Consider the following 23,310-nt stretch of genomic DNA (forward strand, 5'->3'; position numbering starts at 1 on the left):
CACGACACGTCGTTTTTCATTCCGGCCGAACGATGTGCCGGAACATCGAGCTTCCTTCAACGAACGCATTCCACCAGGTCGGGCTTCGCACACCCGGAAGTCCGACCAAACGGATCCTGCGCAGGCCGGGACCGAGCCGCCATCGGCTCAGTCCACGTCCAGGCAAATGCCCGTGACGCGGTTACGACCCTGGTGTTTCGAGTTGTACAACGCGTCGTCGGCGCATTGGAACAGCGTCGCCGCAAAAAAGGACGGCGGCGGTTGGGCACAGGTCGCCACGCCCAGGCTGATGGTCACCACTTTGGCCGTATTCGATGCCCGGTGTTCGATGCCCAGCTCCTCGACGCGTTGACGCAACGTCTCGGCGACCTGTTGGGCCTTGGGGTGATCGTGGTGCGACAACACGATGGCGAACTCTTCGCCGCCGACGCGCGCCGCCCATTCACTGCCGCGCTGGACCGTCGTGCGGATGGCCTTGGCGATCTTGATCAGACACTGGTCGCCCAACAGGTGCCCGTAGGTGTCGTTGTAATCCTTGAAGTGGTCCACATCCAGGAGGATCAGGGATATCGGTTCGCCGTTCCGGGCGGCGCGACGGCATTCGCGATCGTAGTAATCGTCGAAATAACGGCGATTGGCCAGGCCGGTCAAGCCGTCGGACATGGACAACGTTTCCAGTTCTTCGTTGGCCCGGCTCATTTCCTCGTTGGCATCGGCCAGGCGTGTGTTCGCTTCCTCCAACTCCGCGGTCTTCATCTCGATGACGCGCTGTTTCTCTTCCAGGCGCTGATTGGTCAATGCGATTTGTATGATCCCCGCGATCTGGTTGGCGATCGAATTCAGGATCAGGCAGACGTTGTCCGAAAAGGTCGTGCGCACCGTGCTTTCCAGATTGAGGACACCCAGAATCTGGCCGTGGAACCGGATGGGCACGACGTATTCGCTCTCCACCAGCGGATTACCTGGCACGTAATCGGGATCGGGCGTGTCGGCGTGGATCAGTTGGGCCTTGCCCTCGCGCACCGCACGCCCGCAGACACCGATCGAAATCGGCCAGGTTTCGGTGGCCTTGGCTAACTCGAGCGGTCCGTTGCTGATCTCCAGTTCGAAGTGTTCGCCACTGTCGTCGAGCAGGATGATGCTGGCGATGCTGATGGGGAAATTGGCCGAGATCGTCTCGGTGATCCGCGACAGGCAGGCCTCCAGACCGCTGTCATCCACTGCGACCCGCGAGATGTGACTGAGCAGTCCGGTCAGGGCCATGTGCCGTTTGATTTCTTCCAACCGATTGGAGCAGACGCGGGCGTGACAGATTTGCGACCCCACCATGTGCAGCAGTTTCCGGTAGGCGTCGAACGCCTTTTTTCGGCTGCTCTCGACCTGGAACAAGGCCCGCAACTCCGCAGTTTCGAGCCACAGCGCCTGCTGCGATTTCAGGGGTTTGCCGCGGTGGGGGAGGGGGATGGGTTCACAGGTGCTGCTTTCTTCGGTGCCTTTGGACGGCAGGGGATGGAGCTGGGTCGGAAAGGTCCATCCCAGATGGAGGTTGGTGTCGAGGGTGGTCGCCAGGGCGTGACAGACCAGGACCGAGTCGTCCTCTTCGGGAAGGAACAGGGCGACGACCTCCCAACCGAAGGCCTGGCGAAGCAAGCGGACGATGCGCGCCAGCTTGTCCGGAAAGGGAATCATTTCGGAGGTGTAGCCGGCGGCCTGGTTGAGCACTTCAAGTTGCGTGTCTTGCATGGATGGGAAAGATCCAGAGCGGTCGTCGGCATCCAACTCGGAAGAGCCGGAGCCGGACTTGGTGGGGAGCCTCGTTCATCGTTGTCGTGCGAATGGCAAAGGAAAACCGGTTGGATGGGAGCGGCCGGTGTGTGCATCGCACACCCTCGACCCGACGCGCGATCACGTGGGAGGCCGCCCCTCGGAACATGCCGCCGTTGCGGCACTCGGTACGAAAGGGATATGTGGATGCTTGACGAATGGGAATCGGGACTCCGTGAGGGTCTTTGTTGGCAACACTACCTTTGTTTAAACCTAACGGAAACCTACGTGGCGATCTTGAAAAATGGTTGACGCGGTTTCGGGTTCCGTGATCTGCGTCTTCTCTTTCGTTCCGGGCGGGTCACTCTTTTTTGTCGCCCGATTCCAGGTGGGTCCTGATCTCGTGGGAGAGAATCGCTTCGTTGACCCGTTGAAAGGCGGAAAACAGGGCATTGCCCGCGGTTTGGCCTTTCTGGGCGGGTGGCGGCAGTTGCGCCAGGCGTTTTTTCATCTTTTGGAATTCCGGACTGGTACGGACCAGATCGGGGCTCGGCGGCAGGAAGTAGTGCACGTCGCGCATGACGGCGGCGACACGGGCCTCGTCGCTCGGGTGATCGCTGAACATCTGATCCAAACGGGATGCCTGATGACCCTTTTTCTGGGACCACCGCTCGAACAGGGTGGCGATACCGCGCGGATCGTAACCGGCACGTTGGGCGTATTGGGCGCCCAGCTTGTCGGCCTCCGCTTCGCGCTTGCGGGTACCGCCGACGATCCAGTACTGGGTCCCGCCCGAAATGACGCCCTGTACCAGTGAGCCGATCCAAGCGTCCTTGTCCTTCGTTTCCCGCTTCACCAGCTCGCCGGCGGCCATGGCCAGGGCGGTCTTGCTGATGGCCGAGGTGACGCCCTCGGTGCCGTGTCTTCCGGTGACGTGGGCGATTTCGTGGGCCAGGACGCCGGCCAACTCCGCTTCGGACTGCACGTCGTTCAAAAGGCCGCGATAGACGAAGACGTAGCCGCCGGGCACCGCGAAGGCGTTCAGGACGTCCGCGTCGATGACGGTCACCTTGTAATCCAGGTGCGGCATGTCCGAAGCTTTGCCGATGCGCGTCACCAGGTTGCGCACGTAGCCGTTGATTTGCCGATCCTGGAGTGGCGGGTTTTCGGGGGTTGCGCCCATTTCCCGGTAAAACTGGTTGCCCATGCGCAGGTCGTCGTCGAATTTGTAGAAATTGAATTGGCCCTGGTTGATGTCGCGGTTGCCGACCGCGTTGAAATCGTTGACCGAACCGGAACCTTCCTCGCAGGCCAGGTAGGAAGGGGGCAGGTCGATGGCGAGCCGCAGCACGCCGTCGTTCTGCGTCAGATTGAAGAGATGGTTGCAATCGCCGATGGGAAAATCGCTGTCGAGCAGGTAACCGGACTTTTGCTTCTGCGAGACCAGCAACCGACCCTTCGGCGTCTTGGGCCCCTTTTTCATGCGGAGTTCGTAGACCAGCACCCGTTCGGCGAGCCCGGCCGGCTGCCAGGCGAGGGTGACCACCATCCAGCTCATGCGCTTGACCGGTTGCGAGGCGAACACGAGGCGCCCGTCGCCTTCGCTCACCTTGGTTTCCATTTGGCGATAGTTCAGGCTGAAGCTGCTGCGGGCGGAGAGGCGTACCTGCACCGGTCGCCCCTCGCTGCCGGAAATGTCGACTTGTAGTTCCGGCATGATTCTGGGCTTGGCCCACAGCGGCGGGCCGGTCAGCCCGAACAGTAGGAAGATCGGAACCAGGCAGAAACGGAAACGCGGTTGCGAAATCATGGTGTCACCTTCGGTGGTCCGGAAATCGGTCGGGGAATGTTCGTGCCGAAATATCCGGACGGGATGTCGTCCCAAAGCATAGCGACTCGCCTGGGCCCGCTCAAGGGGAACGCGCTTCGACGCGGGACGGGGCATGGGGAGGGTCGGTTTTCCGATGAGGACCAGCGCGCCCACGGCCCACGGAAATCCAAAAGAAAACCACTGTGTCGTCGGTAGACGGGAATTTCGTGGGTCTGTTCGAAGCGGTGGTGTGGCGGTCCGCCATGTCGCTGCCGGCAGGCCAATTCCCCTTTCGGGAAAACCCGTGGCGGCACTGTGTTTTTTCCTGGACTCTGTTTTTGACTTTCATCTTGTTCCGGATACAATAAAAGGCGTCCCATTGTGATTTTGGAGTCTCTATGCTCGCCAAGATCCTGGTTGTCGACGATGAAACCGACCTGGAGATACTCATCTCTCAGAAGTTTCGTCGCGAGATCAGAAACAAGGAAATTGCGTTCGAATTTGCCCACAATGGCAAGGAAGCGCTCGACAAGCTGGAAGAGCTCCCGGATATCGATGTGGTACTGACCGACATCAATATGCCGGAAATGGACGGATTATCTTTTCTTCAAAATTTGAAGGCTCGCGACAAAATGATGCAGGCCATCGTCGTCAGTGCCTATGGCGATTTGGAAAATATTCGCGCCGCCATGAATCGGGGCGCCTATGACTTCTTGACCAAGCCCATCGATTTCGATGATTTGAAGATTACCCTCCGCAAGACCCTGGAACACGTGCGCGAGCTGCGCGAGGCCGAACGGGCCCAAGAGGAGAAGCGGCAGGCCCAGGAAGACGCCCTGGCCCAGGAACTGAAGGCCAAGGAAGCGCAACGCAAGTTGATCGAGCACCTGCGCCGTTTGGACAAGCTGAAGGACGACTTTCTCGCCAACACGTCACACGAATTGCGCACGCCGCTCAATGGCATCATCGGCATCGTGGAGTCGTTGTTGGACGGTGCGGGTGGCGACGTCAACGACAAGGTCCGCCAAAACCTGGCGATGGTCGTGGCCAGCGGAAAACGCCTGGCGAGCCTGGTGGACGACATTTTGGATTTCTCCAAAATGAAAACCGGCGAGGTGCATCTCAAGCGCGAGCCGGTCGATCTCCACGCCGCGGTGGAAGACGTGTTCCAGCTTTCGGCACCGTTGATGATCGGCAAGGAATTGACGCTCGAGAACCAATTGCCCGAGGATTTGCCGGCCGTGGATGCGGACCCCAATCGGTTGGCCCAGATTCTTCACAACCTGATCGGCAATGCGCTCAAGTTCACCGAGCGCGGATCGATCACTGTTTCGGCGCACCGCGCGGATGACCGGGTGACGGTCGAGGTGCGCGACACGGGGGTGGGTATCCCCACCGAGAAGTTCGAGGATATCTTCAAGATGTTCGAACAGGTCGAGGTCTCGGCCACGCGATCCCATGGCGGGACGGGCCTGGGCCTGGCGATCACGCGCAACCTGGTGGAACTGCATGGCGGCCATATCCAGGTGGAATCGGAGCTCGGCCAGGGTTCGGTGTTCCGGTTTACGCTTCAGGTTTCCGAAGATGCCCCCACGGTCAAGACCGAGCGCGTCATTCAAATCACCCAGCCGCCGCTGTCCAACGAGTCCCTGGAATTCGCCAATTTGGCGCATCAAGCCTTTTCGCGGGGCGAGTACCGCGTTTTGGTGGTCGACGACGAGCCGGTCAACCAGCAGGTTCTGGCCAATCACCTGTCCCTGCGCGATTTTTTGGTGGTTCAGGCCATGAACGGCATCGAGGCGCTCAAACGCGTCGAGGACGGCGAGCGGTTCGACTTGGTCATTCTGGACATCATGATGCCTGGCATGTCGGGTTACGAGGTGGCCCAACGCATTCGCGACGTCTATTCGCTGGTGGAGCTGCCGATCTTGATGTTGACGGCCAAGAACCAGTCCAAGGATTTCGTGCAGGGCCTGGAATGTGGCGCCAACGACTACATCACCAAGCCTTTCGACAAGCGGGAATTGCTGGCACGGGTCGATACCCTGCTGGCCTTGAAGGCCGCCGTGGGCGAGCTCCAGACCCATCAGGCCGAATTGCTGGCCCTCACCGAGCGCGCCGAGGAGATGACGCGCGCCGAGGAGGAAGCTCGCCAATCGGACCAGCAGAAATCGGATTTCCTGGCCATCATGAGCCACGAGCTGCGCACCCCGCTCAACGCGATCATCGGGTACAGCGAAATCCTGCACGAAGATTTGGAGAGCGAAGACCAGAGCCCGTTCGTGCCCGACGTCCTCAAGATCCAGTCGTCCGCCAAGCAGTTGCTGTCTTTGATCAACAACGTGCTGGATTTGACCAAGATCGAGCGCGGCAAGATGGAGCTCTATCTCGAACAGTACAAGTTGTCCTCGTTGGTGGAGGAAGTGGCCATCACACTCAAGCCCTTGGTGGGCAAGAACGGCAATCACCTGACGCTGGAAGTGGAAGAAGGCATCGGGTTGGTGAAGGGCGACGTGACCAAAACCCGCCAAATCCTGCTGAACCTGCTGAGCAACGCGTGCAAGTTCACCCGGCGTGGCAAGATCGTGTTGCGCGTCTCGCTCGGCGACGACAGCGAAACCTTGTGTTTCCAGATCCGCGATACCGGCATCGGGATGACCCGCGAACAGCTCGCGCGGTTGTTCAAGCCGTTCAGCCAGGGCGATGCCTCCACCTCCAAGCATTACGGCGGCAGCGGGCTGGGTTTGGTGATCACGAAGCGGATCGCGGAGATGATGGGCGGTCAGGTCAGTGTGGCAAGTGAGTTGGGGGAGGGCAGTACCTTCACGGTCAACCTGCCTCGCGAGGTTCACATCGCGGCCCGTGAGTTCTAGTCCACGAACCTCACGAAAAGGGTTCGATAAAAAGAACTGTCCACGAAAAACACGAAAAAACACGAAAAAGATAGAGTTCGGCCGGGTGCTCCTTCCCCGGCTGAACGTCGTGGGCGACATTTGGAATTTGTCCACGAATCACACGGATTGACACGGATGTACCCCTAGCCACGGTTTCTGAAGCATAGGTTTCCCTTGAGGAGGAGGCCTGTGTAAGTTATACAAATTCAAGTATTTATCTTTGACTGGCCAATGGCACTTTGTGACCGATGGTCCATCCCGGTTTTTTTCTCTACCCTACCTGATCTCTTTCGATGTCCGTCAGGATCGCCCCGGGTTCAACATTGAGCCATCGTGGCAAGGGGTAAACCTAACTGGCAATCAATCCACGCCAGGTGAACGGCTGTCCGCGTCACGGAAGTCCAAATGGGCCACAACCGGATCCCGTCATTTCATTCGTGTGGATCCGTGTGGATTCGTGGACAAAAAGATCGTCGGGTTGTCGGCCGGGTTGTCGGGGACAGGCAGATGCAAACATCTTGGGCCTAACCGTTTAACCTGCAAGGCGGGAGCGGGCTTCGATGGATCACAGCGAGGGAGTGATGATTTTTCGTGTTTTTTCGTGTATTTAGTGGACGGTTGTAGGGGACAGGCAGATGCAAACATCTTGAATTTAACAAATTAAGCATCCAGTTAGATATTGGGTACCAACCTGTCGTGACCTTTGGGTAGGTGCTATGCAGTGAACATGGTGATTTTCCCGAACCGAATGGCCGGTAGTGGGAAATCTAAGGCAACTGTAGGGGACAGGTAGATGTAAACATCTCGAGCTGAACCGTTTAAAACCTTTAGTTGATGCAGTGTCCGGGGTGACCGTTTCTTGGGACTTCTATTTTTTCGTGTCTTTTCGTGTTTTTAGTGGACAGGGGTGGATCGTCGCTTGGCAGCAGGTGGCCACGTCCTGCATTTTCTCCTTGCATGGGCGATCAAGGAAGTCGATGATAGGCCCAGTCAACCCGGGATATCCTCAACGCACCCCCGCCCCGTCGCGTGGGTTGGGCCGAGCGGTCCGGGAACGAACTTTGGAGTGGAGCGAGATACATGGCATACGAATTAACGGATTTCCGCACCGACGTGCTCGAGGCCAGCATGAATGTCCCGGTCCTGGTGGACTTCTGGGCGGATTGGTGTGGCCCGTGTCGCACGTTGGGGCCGTTGTTGGAAAAATTGGCGGCCGAGGCCAACGGCGCTTGGAAACTGGTCAAGGTGGACGTCGACAAGAACCAGGAATTGGCGGCTCAGTTCCAGGTACGCGGCATTCCCATGTGCGTGTTGGTTCACTTCGGTCAGATCGTCGATGGCTTTCAAGGCGCCCTGCCCGAGGCGGAACTGCGGCAGTGGTTGGCCCCGCACATCCAGGGCGGTGTCGCCGAGGCCGAGGAATTGGTCGAAGAACCGGAACCGACCCCGCCTGCCGAAATGTCCGTCGCGGCCTTGCTCGCTGCCGGGAAAACCGCGGAGGCGGCCGCTCTCGCAGAACAACAGTTGGAAGCCGAAGCAACCCACGAAAATCGCTTGCAGGTAGCCCTCGCCCAAATGTTCGTGAAACCACAGCGATCGGCCGAGATCCTCGCCGAAATCCCCGAAGATGCCGACTCCTACGACCATGCCCAACATCTCGCGGGTTTGGCGAAGGTCCTCTCTCACGACCTTCAGGCGCTGCCCGCCCACGCCAACCCCAAAGTCCCCGAATATTACAAGGCCGCCATCGAGGCGCTCCGGCAAGGTGCCTTCGAGGACGCGTTGGACCAGTTCCTGGAAGTGCTTTACCGCGACAAACACTATGACGAGGACGGCGCACGTTTGGCCTTTCTGGGCGTCTTCGCCTGGCTGGGCAAGGAAGACCCCCTGCCGAAGGCGTTTCAACGTCGCTTCGAAATGGCCGTTTTCGGCTGATTTCCGGCTGTCCTGCCGCTCCGGCAAGGTCGCGATCTGTGGTTCGCGACCTCACTTCTCTTCTTCGCGCCACTCTTCGAACAGCGAAAAAATCCAAGGCCTGAAGGCCAACATCAGGCCCACGCTCTGTTTCTCCGAGTGGTCCGCGGCCAAATCGATTTCCGCCATCTCGTAAAACTCGAATGCCAGCTTGCGGATCTTGCGCGAGAGCATCTTGAGCGAGGCCGGGCTCAGCTCGCCCGTGCAGAAATGCAGTGCGGCATCTTCGTCGTGGAAATCGGCTTTGAGGAACTCTTTCTTGATGCGGGCCTCGTAGGCCTTGCGCACCGGGCCGTTCTCCTGCCACTCGACACTTCTGGACGTCAGCAGGCGGACCTTGTTTTCCGGATGCAGTTCGATCAGTCCCAAGCGATCGAGCTGGGTCAGCAGGGCCAGCGTCTGGAGTTCGGTCAGCTCGAAATCAGCGGCGATGTCCGCCGCGGCGTAACCGTTGATCAACAGGTAGAAAAAACGCAGCAGGGTGGGATCATCGGCCAGGGCTTGTTCCTGGGCCCAACTCAGTCGGGTGATCAGCTCCGGCCCGTACATGTCGGTCAACTTCGCCAATTCCAGGATGTTGACTTCCAACACGTTGCAAATTTCCTCCAGGTTTTTCAACGTGAAGGCACCGGTGGAGAACCAGCGCTTGATGGTCGGCTCGCTGACGCCCAATCGTTCGCCCAGTTCCCGGTAGGTGATGCCCCGGGCACGCTGGCACTTTTTCAGGGCTTGGAGCATTTGACGCGTCTGCGACATCGATTTCGTTCCTTTGGTTCCTTCGTGTCCATCTGAAACGGGCGTGTTCCGACACGGTCGCTCGGAACCGAGGCGCCCAGGCGACCAAACTACCGGTTGCGATCTTTCCGTTTTGGATGGTCCCTCGTTATGCAGGTGGCATCGGCACCGACAAAGGATGCTTGAGGGCGAAAGTCCCGCTCGTGCCACACGACGTTTTCGACCGGGATGATGGACGCGCCGACGGTGGCGCGAACCGGTCGGTTCCGGTACAATCGATCTACTCGTGGTACCTCGGCTATCGTATTGAAAGTCCTTGCTCTTGTCTTCTCTTAAACGATCGATGGATCGCGGTCTTGGTGATGATAGGCCCGTGGCCGGGAAGGTCACGGCAAACCGGCGGCGCGTTGGTTTCGCCGCTCCGTTCCCAATACGCCCACACGGCGCGGACCTGTTTCTGCCGCGCGCAGTTTCCGTTTTCCGGATTTCGACGGAATCCTCGATAAGGAATCATTCTCCCAAGCCATGGAAATCTTTATCGCGCGCCAACCGATCTTCAATCGCAATCGCCATGTGTTCGGATACGAGTTGCTGTTCCGGGATGGGCTGGCCAACTATTTCCGGCATCACGACCTGAACGAGGCGGCTTCCCGCGTCATCGCCGACAGCACGTTTTTGTTCGGGATCGACAAGGTGGCGGGCGGGCGCAAGGCGTTCGTGAACATCACTCGCGAAATGTTGGTCCGGGATCATGCCGCGCTCTTGCCCAAGCACAACACGGTCCTGGAGATCCTGGAGACGGTGGAGCCGGACGCGGAGGTCGTGGCGGCCTGCCGGCGCCTGAAGAAGCAGGGGTACACCTTGGCTCTGGACGACTTCGTCTGGCGGGAGGAGTACACGACCCTCATGGATCTGGTGGATATCGTGAAAATCGATTGGCTCTCCACGACCGACGCCGAGAAAGCCGAAATGATTCCCCGGCTTCAGGGCATGGACAAGATCCTTCTCGCCGAAAAACTGGAAACCGAGGCCGACTTCGACAATGCCTTCTCGGCCGGATTTCATTTTTTTCAGGGTTACTTCTTCTGTCGCCCGACCATTCTCAGTCGTCGCAATCTGGCCGGTAATCGCTTGATTTACTTACAGATGCTCAAGGAAATCCACCGCCCCGAGTTGAATTACCACGAGCTGGAGCGCCTGATCGGTCGCGACCTGACGCTCTCCTACAAATTACTGCGCTACATCAACTCCGCCTTCTTTTCGCTGCGCAACGAAATCCACTCGATTCGGCACGCGCTCGTCTTGTTGGGCGAAGAGGAGATCAAGAAATGGGCGACCCTGCTCTCCCTGTCGACCATGGCCGAGGAGCGTACCACCGAGTTGATGACCAGTGCGACGGTGCGTGCGCGGATGAGTGAACTCCTGGCCGAGCGCTGTGGTGAAAAGAAACGCAAACCCGAATTCTTCCTGATGGGTTTGTTCACCGTGATCGATGTGCTGCTTGACCGTCCGCTCATGGAAATCCTGCTGGAAATCCCGTTGGTGAAGGATTTGAAAAAGGCCCTGCTCCATCGTGGCAAGGGGTTTCACCGCGACGTCCTGGAAACGGTTCTCGCCTACGAACGCGGCGATTGGGCCGCCGTGGCCCAGTGGTCACCCAGTTTGGACCTGCCCGAGCCCGAGATCGCCGGCGCCTACGTGGAAGCCGTGGAATGGGCTCGTCACATGCAGGAGTAGCGGTCGATGCGGTGCCTCGACAAGCGATCCTACCGTGTAGCGACAGGTTGACACTCGGTTTTTTGCGAAATGCGCCCCAGAACTCGCCCGGGATCATTGCCTCTCTTTAGTTTTCTCACCTTTTTCTCATGAAAAACTCGCGTGACAATGTCCGATTTCTCCTCTACCATTGGCCCTGATTTTTTTGAAACGACACCTCCTGCACGGGTGTTGTCCCAAGCGGGTTTTCGAATGGTTCGTTACCTCGAAAAACCAGGGCCTTGCATCTCAGGCCTCGAAATGATTGTTGGGAGTCTCTCTCGTGGATCAAAGCCCCACCCCTACCGGCTCGGCCAAAACCATGAACCTTGGTTCTGACGAAAACAGTTCGAGGGGCGAACCCCTTATAGACTCCCACTCAGCCGACCCGGAACCTTCCCTACCTTGGTCCAAATCGCTAAGGTACTGGATCAGCATCATCGCGTTGGTCTACCTGCTGCTGGTCGCCGTCGGCATGATCAGCACCGGATTCAATTGGGTTTCCGGTGGGCGTGAGGGCGCCGAACGGCTGTTCGCCTTCGCAACCAACCCGTTCATGGGCCTGTTGATGGGCACCATGGCTACCGCGTTGGTTCAGTCCTCCAGCACCGTGACCTCGGTGATCGTCGGCTTGGTTGCCGGCGGCCTGCCCGTCAGCACGGCGATTCCCATGGTCATGGGCGCCAATATCGGAACCACGATCACCAACACGATCGTCAGCCTGGGCCACATTCGCGACAAGCAGGAATTCAAGCGCGCCTTTTCGGCGGCCACGATTCACGATTTTTTCAATCTCCTGGCTGTGCTCCTCTTTCTCCCGCTCGAGATGGCCACCGGCTTTTTGGAGAAGATCAGCGACGAGCTTTCTCTGTTGTTCGTCGGCTCCGGAAGCATGGACACGGGCGGGCTCAACTTCATCAAACCCGCCACCAAGTTCGCCGTCAAAGGCGTCAAAGGCCTGTTGGAGTCGATACCCGAACCCTTCGGCGGTATCTTGATGATTCTGTTGGGCATCGGCGCCATTTTCGTCTCAATTCTGTACATGGGGAAATTGTTGCGCAAGGTCATGGTCGGCCGCGCCAAGGGCATTCTCCACGCGGCCATCGGGCGTGGTCCGATTGCAGGCATCGCTTCCGGCGCCGTCGTCACCGTCTTCGTCCAATCCTCTTCCACCACGACCAGCCTGGCCGTGCCGCTGGTCGGAAGCGGTCTGTTCGGACTGAGGGAAATTTATCCCTTCACCCTGGGCGCCAATATCGGAACGACCATTACCGCGTTGCTGGCTGCCACCGCGGCGACCGGCGATGCCCACCTGGCGTTGGAAATCGCCATGGTGCATTTGATGTACAATACCTTGGGTGTGTTGTTCATTTACGGGATCCCCTTTTTGCGGCAACTGCCGCTAATGGGGGCGGAGATGTTGGCCGGTCAGGCTGCCGAGCGCAAGTCGGTCGCGTTTGCCTACGTCGTCACCGTGTTTTTCCTATTACCGGGTATGTGTATGTGGATCACCTCGATTTGATGTGGTTGGCGGTTTCCACTCGTTCATGGCACCAGGATTTATCGAAATGGAGTGCTCACCGGTTCCAGGTGACCCAGTCTTCCCGGAATCGATGCGGATAAGGACGAGCGCTCACGAAGTTGGAGGACGGCTTTGACGGATTCGAACCAACGAGATCGAGAGGTCGATTGGCAAAACGGCGGCAAATCCGAGCATCTTCGCGAGCTCGAGCAGAAAGTGGGCGAAGGGCGAAAGCTCCTCGAAAACGTCAACGGCGATGAACGCAAACGGGAGACCCTCCAGCACGAGGCCATTTCCCATTTGGAAGACTATCTCGCGGAAGCAGAGGTAAACCTCGTGGAATTTCGCCAGGTGGCGGACGAAGCATGGCACGAAGTGGTCGATGGCGTTCGTCATCTCTGGGAGCGCCTACACGATGCCTATGACCGCATCGTGCATCACCACGATTCCGAGGAATAGCGGTCACTCCTCGCATGTCCGGTTTGCGGACGCCAGCCGGATCCTGGAAGATGCCCGAAGGGTGAAGCTCTCGTTTTTCTTCTTTATTTTCGGATCTTTCATTCTGTTACCGAAGGCATCGTTTAAGTATTTGAATTTCGATGAATGCGTCATGACGCCGGGCTGCCCGGATCCGAGTGCCTGGAGTTTGGAGGAGCCTTCGGCCAAGTGCCTCTCCGGTGTAAGTCACAGCCCGAATCCTTCCCACGGTGCATCGAAGGTGCTCGGGGCAGGTGATCTACCTGGCCCGATACGTTTCTCCGACATGTTATGATGTGCCCGATCTTCAATTTTTGGAAGGATCTGGAGTCATTGTGGGACACGCCAAACCGGCCGCATGGTTGCGCCATTTGCGGGACAAGCGCGATCATTTGATCTCTTTTTGGCACAGGGGCATGTGGGAAGCCGATCTCGCGCCCTTACCGCGTCTCAAACGGGTGGGGCTCCGGTGTTTGCGCATCATCTATCTGGTACAGCGTGGCTTCCAGCAGGACAGCGTGCGCCAGCTCTCCGCGGCACTGACGTTCGCGACCCTGATGTCGCTGGTACCGTTGCTGGCCTTGAGCCTGGCCGTATTGAAGGGTCTGGGCTTCGGCGATCAGTTGTTGATCGAGATGCAGACCTATCTGGCCGACATGCCCCAACAGTTTCGCGAGTTCGCCGATCAGGTCGTCAATCTGGTGACCACCACCAACTTCGCCCGTCTGGGCGGCATTGGCGGCGTGATCCTGCTGACCATGGTCGTTCAGGTGATTTCCCAGGTCGAGGGTGCCTTCAACCTGATTTGGGGCCTCGAAGAGCAGCGCTCCTGGGGTCGACGCATCACCAATTACATCAGCATCATCGTGATGGTGCCCATTCTGCTGGTGGCGGCCATCACCGTCACCGCCCAATTCAAGTTCAGCGATACCTTGGAGGGTCTGGGGCTGGTTCGGCTCGTGCCCTTTTTCGCTTCATGGATTGCCTTCTTCCTGTTGTACATGGCGATGCCCAACACGCGCGTGCGCTTTTTTGCGGCCTTCGTGAGCGGTCTGGTCGGGGCCATCATGTGGCAAATGTGGTTGCGTCTCTACATCTGGGTTCAGCCAGGAGTGACCAAATACAACGTGATCTACGGAACCCTGGCCTCGGTCCCGATTTTCCTGGCCTGGCTCTACGTCAGTTGGTTGATTGTCTTGTGCGGTGCCCTGGTCACCCACGCCATGCAAAACGAGAAGGTCTACCAGTTGGACCGGGCCAATCGTCCCATCGGTACCAAGACCCAGCTCGCGACCGCCTTCGCCATGTTGTTCGAGGCGCGCCGCGCACTCGAAGGGCAGGTTGCGTTTCTGGACCTGGCCACCTTCGCCTATCGCTTCCACATCCCGCCCCGGCTGGTGGATGACTTGGCCGCTCGGCTCGTGAAAGCCGGATTCCTGGTGGGGGTTGCGAACCAACCCGACCATTTCGTGCTGGCCCGCCATCCGGACAAGTTTTCCATGAAAGAGGTGGCCGAAGTCGTGCTGGCCAATCATTGCGATCAGGAAGCGGACGATCTGGCCCGATTCGACAGGGAAGTGCGCGAGCTGGTGGAGGCCTTCGAGCGCGGCATGGATCGCGATCTTGGGCCGCAGCTCTTGTCGGGGGTCGGCTCGGCACCGAATTAGAACCATCCAGAACTGGGAAGATCGTCAATGCCAACTGGGTTCCTGGAGGAGTACGGCCAACATTATCGGCAAGGCCTTGATCACCTATTTACCCTGGGGATCGAGCCGATGCCAAGGAACGGTTTCAAAAACGACCTGTATCTGGATCGAGCTTGACAGGGTCGCCCATGAAAGAACCCGATCGAGTCCTCTGGGTTTTCGGTGAGCTGAACCCCGGGGCCCGCCTGTTCGGGATCCGATTAGCCCGACGTGGCCAGGTCGAACAGCAGCACCTCCGCCTGATTGCCTTGGCTCAGTGCGATGACGGGCTCGTCGCGAATGGCGACCCCGTCTCCTTCTTTCAGGGCGTGTTGACCGTCGAGAGTCACCCGGCCCTTGGCCACGTGAAGCCACTGCGCGCGTTTTGGCGAGGGGCTGAACGAGAGTTCGGTCACGTCGTCGAGCAGGGTCGCATAGAGGTCTGCATCCTGGTTCAACGAAATCGAACCCTCGGGCCCGGTACGTGAAGCCAGAAGGCACCACCGATTGCGTTTTCGTGCACCGTTCAGGGAGACTCCCGGTATTCCGTAGCTCCAAGATCGTAACGGCCTTCCCGTAGTATCAAATGAATGTCGCGCGTGATCGGCGCATAGTGTGGTGGTAGAAACTCGAAGAGCAAGTCCGCAGTGCCGGCATCGATGGCCGGACTGAGTTCTTGGAGCTGGAAGTTGGTGGCTGCCGGGTTGACGAAAAGGGGATCTTCATTGTTGACATTCTCCGCATCTTCGGCACAACCGCCACAGGTTGGATAATCACCGTTTCCAAAATACAGATTGTTTGAGAGATGGGTGTTCTCGTCGACTTCCACGTAATCGGTCGTGCCGCCGTTTCCTGGAAAGTCCTGGGTCATGGTCACGATATTGTTGCGGAAATGGGTCGTGAGCTTCAGGGAGCTTCCTCCTGCCGAGAATCCCACGTATCCCGAATTGTGGAAGATGTTGTTGTAGAAACGGGCATGGCCGTTGTTGTGGTACATCGCGGGTGCACTACCCACCTCGCTATCGTTCGGATCGTAGGTACCGCAATTCATCACGATGTTGTTGTAGACATAGGTCGGATCGGGCTCGGGTTCGCCACTATCGTAACTCAGGTCGTAAATTCCGATGGCTCTGGACCTTTGGGGGTTGCAATCGATGATGTTGTTGAAGATGAAGTGAGATTTCAGGATTTCCGAGGAGTCGCACCGATTTTCCTGGTGGTTGACCACCAAAATCGGACCTCTGCCGAAATCGTTGTCGTACAAATAGTTCCAACCCACGTAGTTGCCTTCGTCCGGGGCGCAACCGTTCAGGTAGATCGCGTGATCCAGCCGGTTACCGCTGCGCCCGCCGTGGGCGGCATTGCCCAGTACCGTGTTTCCGTTGCCGCCGACGTTCAAGGTGCCCGTGCCGGCTTCGTAAAAGTTTTTCACGCCGATCAGGTTGTTTCCAATGAATCGATGGTGATCGCCGGCCAACTTGGCGGTCCAATACTCCGAATCGATTTCGAAGCCGGAAAACACCATGTAATCGTTACTGGCCTGGTACCCCCTGTGGAAGTTGGAATTATAAACGGGAATGGAGAACAGGGGCTTTTCGCCGGGATAGGCGATTAGGCCGATGAGGTTGCCCGCCTGTCCGCTTGGAGCCGTGTCTCTTAACCATAGTATGGATTTACCGCCATCCGCCATTTCGGTATAGGGATCGGTGTCTCGGAAATAGTAGATATCGCCAGGCTGCATGTTCGAGACCCAGCGAGCACCGGACCGCGTGTCTTTGATGTCGAACGGGTTGTCGATGGTTCCTTCGCCATTGTCATTGTCGGCTGTGATGAAGAAAATTCGGCCGGCTTGGATGGTGAAGGGTAGGCTGTTCGACTCGGTGCCGTCGATCGTGACCGTGATGCCTCCGGCGCCACTCGTCATGTTCTCGTTCAGCCAGAAGGTGATTCTCTGATAGAAAGGGGTTGGCCAGGATTCGGCCCAAACCGCGTAGTCGGTGTCCGCAGTTAGGGCGATGCCGTTGACCGTGACGTAGCTCGTGCCTCGTTCGAGGCCGAATCCCTTACCCCAAATGGTGATGGCGGCGCCCTTTTGCGGCTCGGCCGCACTCCAACCTGATTTCGGGCCACTTTCCATGTCTGAAAAGAGCAGGACGGGGGCGTCGGGATCGCTAATCGGGATGAGGTGCTCCGTGACGACCTGGACCAGGTCCAACATGCCGATACGCGAATCGCCGTTTTGATCGAAATCGGTACAATCTTGCCCGGAACAGAACTGGTTCCACAGGGCCACGCCTTCGTAGAAGCGCGCCATCGTCATTTCCTGGGCGTAGATGGGAAGGCAAAACAGAACGAAAGCGATCCATTTGCGGGACATGAATACTCCTGTAAAGCATTTTGAACAAACGTCATATGCGTTTTGAAAAGTAGATTTCGATAATATGATATGGATGGATGATTCCTGAGACGTACACAATACACCATATGGGATTTGCGGTTCCAAATGTGTCTGCCATTGTGTGACGGATCCACCGTTTTGATCGCCACGCCCGCCGATATTCGTTGTTTCGATAAGCGTAGGGAAGGGGAGTGTCGGGGGCGGTTCTTTGTGGTTGCACGGTGTTTCGGATGGGGCCTTGTCTGCCTGATCTCGATCGACGCGGTTCCGGCCACGGTGGGCGGTGGCGGGATGTCGCCGGCCTGGCCTCGCCTCGCGGGGAAAGGTACCAGGCGTCCATGAGTGGCTCCTTTGGTCGATTCTTCGGCGGACTCTGTTAGAATGGGGCAAAACCCCAATATCACAAGGAGTCCGGACGCCATGCTGCGACGTATCCTTTTTCTGCTATGCCTCTGTCAGGCCCTCTATGGCCAGGTAAGTATCGAGTGTCCCGAAACCATTGCCGCCGGTGCCAAAATGACCGTTGCATGGACGATGGGCGAAAACGAGAAAGACTTCATCACCATCGTGGCCAAGGACACGCCGGAAGGCAAATACAAAAAGTACAAGTATGCGCGTCAGAAGTCGTGGACGGTCGCCGCCCCGGAGGTGCCCGGGCAGTACGAGGTGCGTTTCCTCGCTGCCGACCACCCGTATCCCACGCTGGTGAAGAAGTCGTTCGAGGTGACGGCGGTGACGGCGACCGTGAAGGTGCCCGCCACGGTGCCGGCCGGTTCGCGGTTTGACGTGAACTGGACGGGTCCGGGCAACCAGAGGGATTTCATCACGATTGTCGCGGCCGATGCACCGGAGCGGAAATACGGCAAATACGTGCGCACGAAGAAGGGGAATCCGCTCGAATTGCCCGCGCCGGACGAGCCGGGCGATTACGAGGTGCGCTACCTGACGGGACAGAAGTACTTCACGCTCGCCAGCGCGCCGGTGAAGGTGACACCCGTCAGTGCCACGGTGACGGCGCCCTCGTCCGTGGCCGCGGGTAAGACGTTCGAGATTTCCTGGACCGGTCCGGACAACCCGAGGGATTTCGTCACCATCGTGGAAGCCGGCGCCAAGGAGCGCACCTACGGTTCCTACGTCTACACGCGAAAGGGCTCCACGTTCACCATGACGGCGCCGGAAGTCGCGGGTGACTACGAGGTTCGGTATCTGACGGGCGGTCGCTATTACACGCTGGCCACGACGCCGCTGACGGTGACCGCGGTTTCGGCGGAGCTGAAGGCCGCGCCTTCGGCCAAGGCTGGTGGATGGCTGTCGGTGGATTGGACCGGACCGAACAACCCTCGCGATTTCGTCACGATCGTGGAGGCCGGAGCCAAGGCACGCAAGTACGGCACCTGGGTATACACCCGAAGGGGTAATCCCTTGAGGGTACGTGTCCCTGAAGAGGCCGGAGATTACGAGATTCGCTACCTGACCGCCAAGAAATACATGACCCTGGCGTCGATACCGTTGAAGGTGGAGCCGGTGAGTGCCAGCTTGCAGGCGCCCGACAGGGTGGAGGCCGGCAGTTCGTTCGACGTCACGTGGGAGGGGCCGAACAATCCACGCGATTTCATCGGCGTCGTCCACAAACCCGAGGGGCGGCGGGCGTTTGCCGCTTATCGCTACACCAATCGGGGCAGTCCTTTGACGATTCGCGCACCGCTCGAAGCGGGCGAGTATCAGTTGCAATACTTGACGGGCAGGAAGTATAAGCCGCTGGCGAGTCAACTTTTGGTGGTGACGCCCACCGCCACGCCTCCTGGCCGTTTGGCGATCGTACTTGGCAAGGATACCCGATCGGTCCCGCTCCCGTCCGAGTCGGCCGTGGAACTGATTCTCGATGCCAGCGGCAGCATGTTGCAACGGATGGATGGGAAGCGGCGCATCGACATCGCCAAACAGGCCCTGGTCGATCTGGTCACCCAAACCATTCCGGAGGGCACGCCCTTCGCGTTGCGCGTGTTCGGTCATCAGGAGGCGGACGCGTGCCGCACGGACTTGGAGCAGGCGTTGGCGCCGTTGAATCGATCCAAAACGGTTGCGCGCATCAAGCAAATCCAGGCGAAAAACCTGGCCAAGACCCCAATCGCCGAATCGCTTTCACTGGTGGCCTCCGACCTGGCCAAGGTCAAGGGGCAGCGCATGGTGGTGTTGATCACCGACGGCGAGGAGACCTGCGGCGGTGATCCGGCCGCGACGATCCAAGCCCTCAAGGACGGCGGCATCGACGTGCGCGTGAACATCGTCGGCTTCGCGATCGAGGATGAGGCGCTCAAGCAGGCGTTCGCGCTCTGGGCCGATTTGGGCGATGGCGCCTACTTCGACGCCGACAACGCGGCCCAATTGGGTGAATCGGTGACGGATGCCTTCCAGATCCCCTACGACGTCCTCGACGCCACGGGTGAGGCGGTGGCATCGGGCATGGTCGGTGCGGAGCCGGTGGAGGTCCCCGCGGGCACCTACCGCGTGCAGACCCGCGAAACGCCGCCTCGAGTGATCGAGCGCGCCATCGTCGAACCGGACAAGACCCACACGCTGACATTGAAGTAAAAAAGGGAGCTCCGCCACCGACTGGGCGAAGTCCGGCCAGAACCGCCAACTCGTCCCAGGTATACAGCATCGCCGAACCCTGGCGGCTGTCGCCCCACTTGCGGATCCGTCGGTCCAAGTCGTCGTAGGCGAAGTTCAACGCCTCGATCCCGTCGCGCTCCACCCGCCGCAGCCGGTCCCGCGCGTCCCACCGCATCCGCGTCGCCGTCGCCCGATTGGCGAGCCGGTCCACGTCCGTCTTGGCCGTGCGGTTTCCGTTGGCGTCGTAGTCGTACAGCACTTGACGCGAGGTGGATAGCACCTCGCCCTCGCGCGCCGTTTCGGTGAACCCGCTGATCTGGTGCCCGGGCTGGTAGCTGTACGCGCGCTCTCGTTCGTAGCCGTCGCCCTGCCCGAGCTCGTAGGTGCGGTTGCCCGCCCGGTCCAGCGACAGACTGGTCGTCCGGCGGTGCTGCGGTGGTAAGCGCTTAATGCGTCGCGTCGTGGCCCGCTGAATACGCGATGATTTCCTGAGAACATGTTGGCAAGAGCAACGCGAGGTCTTCGTCGGTCTGTGCGGCAGGCAGACGCTCGAACAACTGTTTTAGATAGACGTAGGGTTCCCAACCGTTTAACTTTGCCGTCTCGACGATGCTGTAAATCCGGGCGCTGGCCTGGGCGCCTTCCGGGCTGCCGCTGAAGAGCCAGGCTTTGCGGCCGATCACGTAGGGTCGGATCGCGTTCTCCACCAAGGCTGTGCTCATCGGAACCTCCGCACGATCCAGGAACAAATCCAGCTTGTGCCACTGGCCCAGCGCGTACTGGATGGCTCGGCCCAGGAGGCTCTTGGGCGGCACGCAGCCTGCCAGGTGGTCCAGCCAGGTTTTGAACGCGGCGATTTTCGGACGTAACTGCTTGTCGCGCATTTCCAGCAACGCCGAATCCGAATCGCCCTGCTCCCTGGCTTCCCGTTCGAGTTGGTACATCTCGCCGATCAGCTTCCAGGCCTCGTCGGCTTTTCCTGACTTCCCGCTTTTACCCTTTCTTCCCAGTGATTTGCGGACATCCGCGAACTTGCGGCGAACGTGGTCCCAATCGCCGGCATGCACGACCCCGGGCACGCGACCTAGAAAGTCGTAGCCGGCATAGCCATCGGTCTGCACGGTGCCTTGGAAGTCTTCCAGCAATCGTGCCGCCACCGTGCCTGATCGGCTAGGGTCATAGTGAAACAAAACGATAGGCCTTTCAGGTGGCCCCCCACGAATGACCCACATGAACGACTTCGTGGTGTTCTCTTTGTCCGGCTCGTTGAGCACCTGGACCGTAGTTTCGTCCATCTGCAGCCAGGTGTATTGCTTGGCTTGGGCAAGCAGCAGATCCCACATCCGCTCCAGTCGATCACCGATCTGGCGCGCCCAGTTGCACATGGTTGCCCGGCCCAGTTTGACGCCCAGTCGACCCATCAGACGTTCCACTCGGTAGAACGGCAGGCCATCCACGAATTTGGAGGTCATCACAAAAGCCAACAGGCCGGGGCCCGCCATCCCCCGGTAAGCCGGACCTCCGGGGATCAATCGAGGAGGGCGAGGCGCGGATACGATCGGCGTCTCGAGCCCGTCTTCGTCTTGCTTACAAAGCTGGCAGCCTTAGCTGTAGTGGTGGTGCTCGATGACCTTGGCAACCGCGGGCTCGTACTCCAGTTCTCGGGTCACGTCCTTGCCGAGGACCGTCATTTCCTCGCCACAGCAGGTGCACTGGCGCTCTTCCGGCGGGAGTTCATGCTTGCGGATCTCACGCGGTAAGTGCTCCGGGAAGGGTTGCGGGCCGCGCTTCTTGCGGCGTTCGTATGTGATCGTCTCGCGCGCGTCCTCATCCGAGGCGGGCTCGTCGTCGGCCGGCTTCTCTTCGGCTTCGAGTGCATCCATATCGAACAAAGCCTGTTGACCCACCAACTGACTCATGCGTTCGCTTTTGGGCCCGAAGGCCTTGGCTTTCAACAGCCGGAGCTGCTCTTCCAGGAGTCCGATGTGCTGATCCAATGTCGCGATTTGCGCGTCCTTTCGGGCCAGCGCCTGTTTGAGGGCTTCGTTTTGTTCGGCGAGCGCAATCGCGGCGGTTTCCATAGCGAAAATCCTAGCACAACCCACCAGAAACCAGTGCGCTACGCTGGTGATCCAAGTCCTTGACATGCGAATTAGTTGCATGCCGAATACCGCAAGGTTTCGTGTGCTTGGCGAATGTCCAGACCGTCGAGCAGCCAGGCGAGCTCGCGTTGCCCGATTTGGAGGACCTCGGTCTCGCGGGTGGGCCAGCGAAACCGTTCAGCCTCAAGCCGTTTCATCCATAGGCTGCGCGCCCCGTACAAAATCCGGTTGGCGACCAGTAGAGGATTTTCACGAGTGTGCGGCTGCGGTTGCTGAACGCAAACAGATCGCCGGAAAATAGTCGACCCTCCAGTTCCTGCTCAACAAGCAAGGCGAGGCCATTGATCGCCTTGCGCATGTCCGTCGCTCCCAACGCCAGAAACACCCGCGCATCGGCTCTCACATGCCACATCACCGACCTCCCAAAACGTCCAAAACCGCAGCCAAGAGCGTGACATCGCTACCCGGCTCGATCTCCAACATATAGCCATGTGCATGGAGCCGGATGATTCCCCGGCCCTCAGGATTGAGGCTGGAGGACCCTGGCTCGGCTTTGATCGGGACAAGCCGAAGCCCCCGGCTGGGCGCGGGCTCGGAGAAACGTCGTTTCCAGTATTGGAACTGCGGCAGCGCCAAACCATGTTGGCGACAGTAGGCAGACTGATTCAATTCGGACGCCTGCCAGTCTTCGATGCGACTTTGCCACAGCTCCCGTTTCTCGACACGCGCAGCAGATGAATTGCTCAAGGGGAAATCTCCGTATTTGAGATGTCCCACTATCTCTATCCGGTTTCAATGTGCCTACCCGCGACACACTAAGCGCTTACGTAGATGTCACCTGCACGCCGTGACTGGTTCCACATCGAGCTGGTCGCCATCGCGACCCGGCCCTGCCCCTTCTCGTTTCTGCGTAAGACAAGGTCGGGCGAGTTCCGCGCTGGCCCATTCGCCCACCTATTGGAGATTAAAGCGTGGTATTATGCCTTATAATATTGTTCAACAATCTCCTTGCGAACCAGCACTGTTAACGCTCGTAAAACTTCCTCATAGATAGGAAGGCTACCGCAAGGCTTTAGGGATATAATCCGAAGGTTTTTTGCAGAACTCTGCTACAGAGATTAGCTTGTTTTTATCAAAGGAAAATTCACATTTTTCACATAATACTGTTAAATTACAAAAACCACTGGGCCAATCTAGAATGCAGGCCATTTGGAATTGTGATAAATCTTTCGCAAAGGAACCATTCCATTTCTTTTCCAATACAATATCAGTATTTGTTATTCGGTTGACGAAAAATCCGGATTGACTATCGTTATCAAAGGGCTTTGCGGAGATCTTGATTGAGCCCACATTAACAAAAGATAATTTTGAGAAATCTGCTACAAATTGATCTTCTTTTTTAATATCAATTAGAGGGTCACTGCAGGTTGAAAACTGCCAATCATGGTTCTTTAATAAGGTGACTCCCCAAATTCTGATTTCAAATATTGAAATTGGAAAGGTAGGCGGGTGAAAAATCAAAATACTTTCGGAGAAATCGAGTCGTTCAAATTCATCTTTGTTTAGCTGTACTTTAGTCAA

At 58.4% G+C, this 23,310-nt stretch carries 18 protein-coding genes; 7 read left to right on the forward strand and 11 right to left on the reverse strand.

Annotated features, from left to right (window positions below):
• Window positions 1–147: 147 nt before the first annotated feature.
• On the reverse strand, window positions 148–1,743 hold the full coding sequence (locus J3U87_RS26055) for a sensor domain-containing diguanylate cyclase (protein WP_237378720.1): 1,596 nt from the start codon (window positions 1,741–1,743) through the stop codon (window positions 148–150).
• Between the two features lie 382 nt (window positions 1,744–2,125).
• Window positions 2,126–3,574: a M48 family metalloprotease gene (locus J3U87_RS26060; RefSeq protein ID WP_237378721.1), complete on the reverse strand. Its 1,449-nt coding sequence runs from the start codon at window positions 3,572–3,574 to the stop codon at window positions 2,126–2,128.
• A 398-nt stretch (window positions 3,575–3,972) separates the two neighbouring features.
• On the opposite strand from J3U87_RS26060, the gene J3U87_RS26070 reads away from it, so the two are divergent.
• Together J3U87_RS26070 and trxA are read left to right on the forward strand one after the other, a co-directional pair.
• Window positions 3,973–6,447 carry an ATP-binding protein gene (locus J3U87_RS26070; RefSeq protein ID WP_272932421.1) on the forward strand — a complete coding sequence of 825 codons (2,475 nt, stop codon included), beginning with the start codon at window positions 3,973–3,975 and terminating at the stop codon, window positions 6,445–6,447.
• A 1,101-nt stretch (window positions 6,448–7,548) separates the two neighbouring features.
• Complete coding sequence (gene trxA / locus J3U87_RS26075) at window positions 7,549–8,403, forward strand: thioredoxin (protein WP_237378722.1); 855 nt, start codon at window positions 7,549–7,551, stop codon at window positions 8,401–8,403.
• A 51-nt stretch (window positions 8,404–8,454) separates the two neighbouring features.
• Here the strand turns inward: trxA and J3U87_RS26080 are convergent, their stop codons facing one another.
• On the reverse strand, window positions 8,455–9,198 hold the full coding sequence (locus J3U87_RS26080; RefSeq protein WP_237378723.1) for a helix-turn-helix domain-containing protein: 744 nt from the start codon (window positions 9,196–9,198) through the stop codon (window positions 8,455–8,457).
• Between the two features lie 504 nt (window positions 9,199–9,702).
• Between J3U87_RS26080 and J3U87_RS26085 the strand changes: the two genes are divergently transcribed.
• From J3U87_RS26085 to J3U87_RS26100, 4 genes are all read left to right on the forward strand, one after another.
• On the forward strand, window positions 9,703–10,914 hold the full coding sequence (locus J3U87_RS26085) for an EAL and HDOD domain-containing protein (RefSeq protein ID WP_237378724.1): 1,212 nt from the start codon (window positions 9,703–9,705) through the stop codon (window positions 10,912–10,914).
• Window positions 10,915–11,254: 340 nt separating this feature from the next.
• Window positions 11,255–12,454, forward strand: coding sequence for a Na/Pi symporter (locus tag J3U87_RS26090; RefSeq protein WP_420038325.1), 1,200 nt, complete (start codon window positions 11,255–11,257; stop codon window positions 12,452–12,454).
• 132 nt (window positions 12,455–12,586) lie between these two features.
• On the forward strand, window positions 12,587–12,913 hold the full coding sequence (locus tag J3U87_RS26095; protein WP_237378726.1) for a hypothetical protein: 327 nt from the start codon (window positions 12,587–12,589) through the stop codon (window positions 12,911–12,913).
• A 353-nt stretch (window positions 12,914–13,266) separates the two neighbouring features.
• Window positions 13,267–14,598 (forward strand): YihY/virulence factor BrkB family protein, encoded by a 1,332-nt coding sequence (locus J3U87_RS26100; protein WP_237378727.1) that lies wholly within the window; start codon window positions 13,267–13,269, stop codon window positions 14,596–14,598.
• Between the two features lie 239 nt (window positions 14,599–14,837).
• Here J3U87_RS26100 and J3U87_RS26105 read toward each other — a convergent pair whose 3' ends face one another.
• Both J3U87_RS26105 and J3U87_RS26110 read right to left on the reverse strand, forming a co-directional pair.
• Window positions 14,838–15,161: a pirin family protein gene (locus J3U87_RS26105; RefSeq protein ID WP_337249578.1), complete on the reverse strand. Its 324-nt coding sequence runs from the start codon at window positions 15,159–15,161 to the stop codon at window positions 14,838–14,840.
• The gene (locus tag J3U87_RS26110; RefSeq protein ID WP_237378729.1) at window positions 15,143–16,993 is read right to left on the reverse strand and encodes a hypothetical protein; all 1,851 of its coding nucleotides are present in this window, start codon (window positions 16,991–16,993) and stop codon (window positions 15,143–15,145) included. The genes J3U87_RS26105 and J3U87_RS26110 overlap by 19 nt, the downstream gene beginning before the upstream one ends.
• Before the next feature lie 441 nt (window positions 16,994–17,434).
• On the opposite strand from J3U87_RS26110, the gene J3U87_RS26115 reads away from it, so the two are divergent.
• Window positions 17,435–19,606 carry a vWA domain-containing protein gene (locus J3U87_RS26115; protein WP_237378730.1) on the forward strand — a complete coding sequence of 724 codons (2,172 nt, stop codon included), beginning with the start codon at window positions 17,435–17,437 and terminating at the stop codon, window positions 19,604–19,606.
• Between the two features lie 467 nt (window positions 19,607–20,073).
• Here the strand turns inward: J3U87_RS26115 and tnpC are convergent, their stop codons facing one another.
• The 6 genes from tnpC to J3U87_RS26145 form a co-directional block, all read right to left on the reverse strand.
• Complete coding sequence (gene tnpC / locus J3U87_RS26120) at window positions 20,074–21,186, reverse strand: IS66 family transposase (protein WP_272932522.1); 1,113 nt, start codon at window positions 21,184–21,186, stop codon at window positions 20,074–20,076.
• A gap of 45 nt (window positions 21,187–21,231) precedes the next feature.
• Window positions 21,232–21,708 (reverse strand): IS66 family transposase, encoded by a 477-nt coding sequence (locus J3U87_RS26125; RefSeq protein ID WP_237378732.1) that lies wholly within the window; start codon window positions 21,706–21,708, stop codon window positions 21,232–21,234.
• A 71-nt stretch (window positions 21,709–21,779) separates the two neighbouring features.
• Entirely contained in the window at window positions 21,780–21,926 is a 147-nt protein-coding gene (gene tnpB, locus J3U87_RS26130; protein ID WP_237378733.1) for a transposase, read from the reverse strand.
• Window positions 21,923–22,141: an IS66 family insertion sequence element accessory protein TnpB gene (gene tnpB, locus J3U87_RS26135; RefSeq protein WP_237378734.1), complete on the reverse strand. Its 219-nt coding sequence runs from the start codon at window positions 22,139–22,141 to the stop codon at window positions 21,923–21,925. Before tnpB (J3U87_RS26135) ends, tnpB (J3U87_RS26130) begins: the two co-directional genes overlap by 4 nt.
• On the reverse strand, window positions 22,141–22,476 hold the full coding sequence (tnpA, locus tag J3U87_RS26140; RefSeq protein ID WP_237378735.1) for an IS66 family insertion sequence element accessory protein TnpA: 336 nt from the start codon (window positions 22,474–22,476) through the stop codon (window positions 22,141–22,143). Before tnpA ends, tnpB (J3U87_RS26135) begins: the two co-directional genes overlap by 1 nt.
• Before the next feature lie 312 nt (window positions 22,477–22,788).
• Window positions 22,789–23,310 (reverse strand): hypothetical protein, encoded by a 522-nt coding sequence (locus tag J3U87_RS26145; RefSeq protein ID WP_237378736.1) that lies wholly within the window; start codon window positions 23,308–23,310, stop codon window positions 22,789–22,791.

Origin of the sequence: Sulfidibacter corallicola (genome assembly GCF_017498545.1) — a bacterium.
Lineage (GTDB): Bacteria > Acidobacteriota > Holophagae > Acanthopleuribacterales > Acanthopleuribacteraceae > Sulfidibacter > Sulfidibacter corallicola.

Coding starts and splice junctions, on each gene's coding strand:
- J3U87_RS26055 (WP_237378720.1), bottom strand. CDS start 1,743: ATGCAAGACACGCAACTTGAAGTGCTCAACCAGGCCGCCGGCTACACC.
- J3U87_RS26060 (WP_237378721.1), bottom strand. CDS start 3,574: ATGATTTCGCAACCGCGTTTCCGTTTCTGCCTGGTTCCGATCTTCCTA.
- J3U87_RS26070 (WP_272932421.1), top strand. CDS start 3,973: ATGCTCGCCAAGATCCTGGTTGTCGACGATGAAACCGACCTGGAGATA.
- trxA (WP_237378722.1), top strand. CDS start 7,549: ATGGCATACGAATTAACGGATTTCCGCACCGACGTGCTCGAGGCCAGC.
- J3U87_RS26080 (WP_237378723.1), bottom strand. CDS start 9,198: ATGTCGCAGACGCGTCAAATGCTCCAAGCCCTGAAAAAGTGCCAGCGT.
- J3U87_RS26085 (WP_237378724.1), top strand. CDS start 9,703: ATGGAAATCTTTATCGCGCGCCAACCGATCTTCAATCGCAATCGCCAT.
- J3U87_RS26090 (WP_420038325.1), top strand. CDS start 11,255: ATGAACCTTGGTTCTGACGAAAACAGTTCGAGGGGCGAACCCCTTATA.
- J3U87_RS26110 (WP_237378729.1), bottom strand. CDS start 16,993: ATGTCCCGCAAATGGATCGCTTTCGTTCTGTTTTGCCTTCCCATCTAC.
- J3U87_RS26115 (WP_237378730.1), top strand. CDS start 17,435: ATGCTGCGACGTATCCTTTTTCTGCTATGCCTCTGTCAGGCCCTCTAT.
- J3U87_RS26125 (WP_237378732.1), bottom strand. CDS start 21,708: ATGGAAACCGCCGCGATTGCGCTCGCCGAACAAAACGAAGCCCTCAAA.
- tnpB (WP_237378733.1), bottom strand. CDS start 21,926: ATGAAACGGCTTGAGGCTGAACGGTTTCGCTGGCCCACCCGCGAGACC.
- tnpB (WP_237378734.1), bottom strand. CDS start 22,141: ATGTGGCATGTGAGAGCCGATGCGCGGGTGTTTCTGGCGTTGGGAGCG.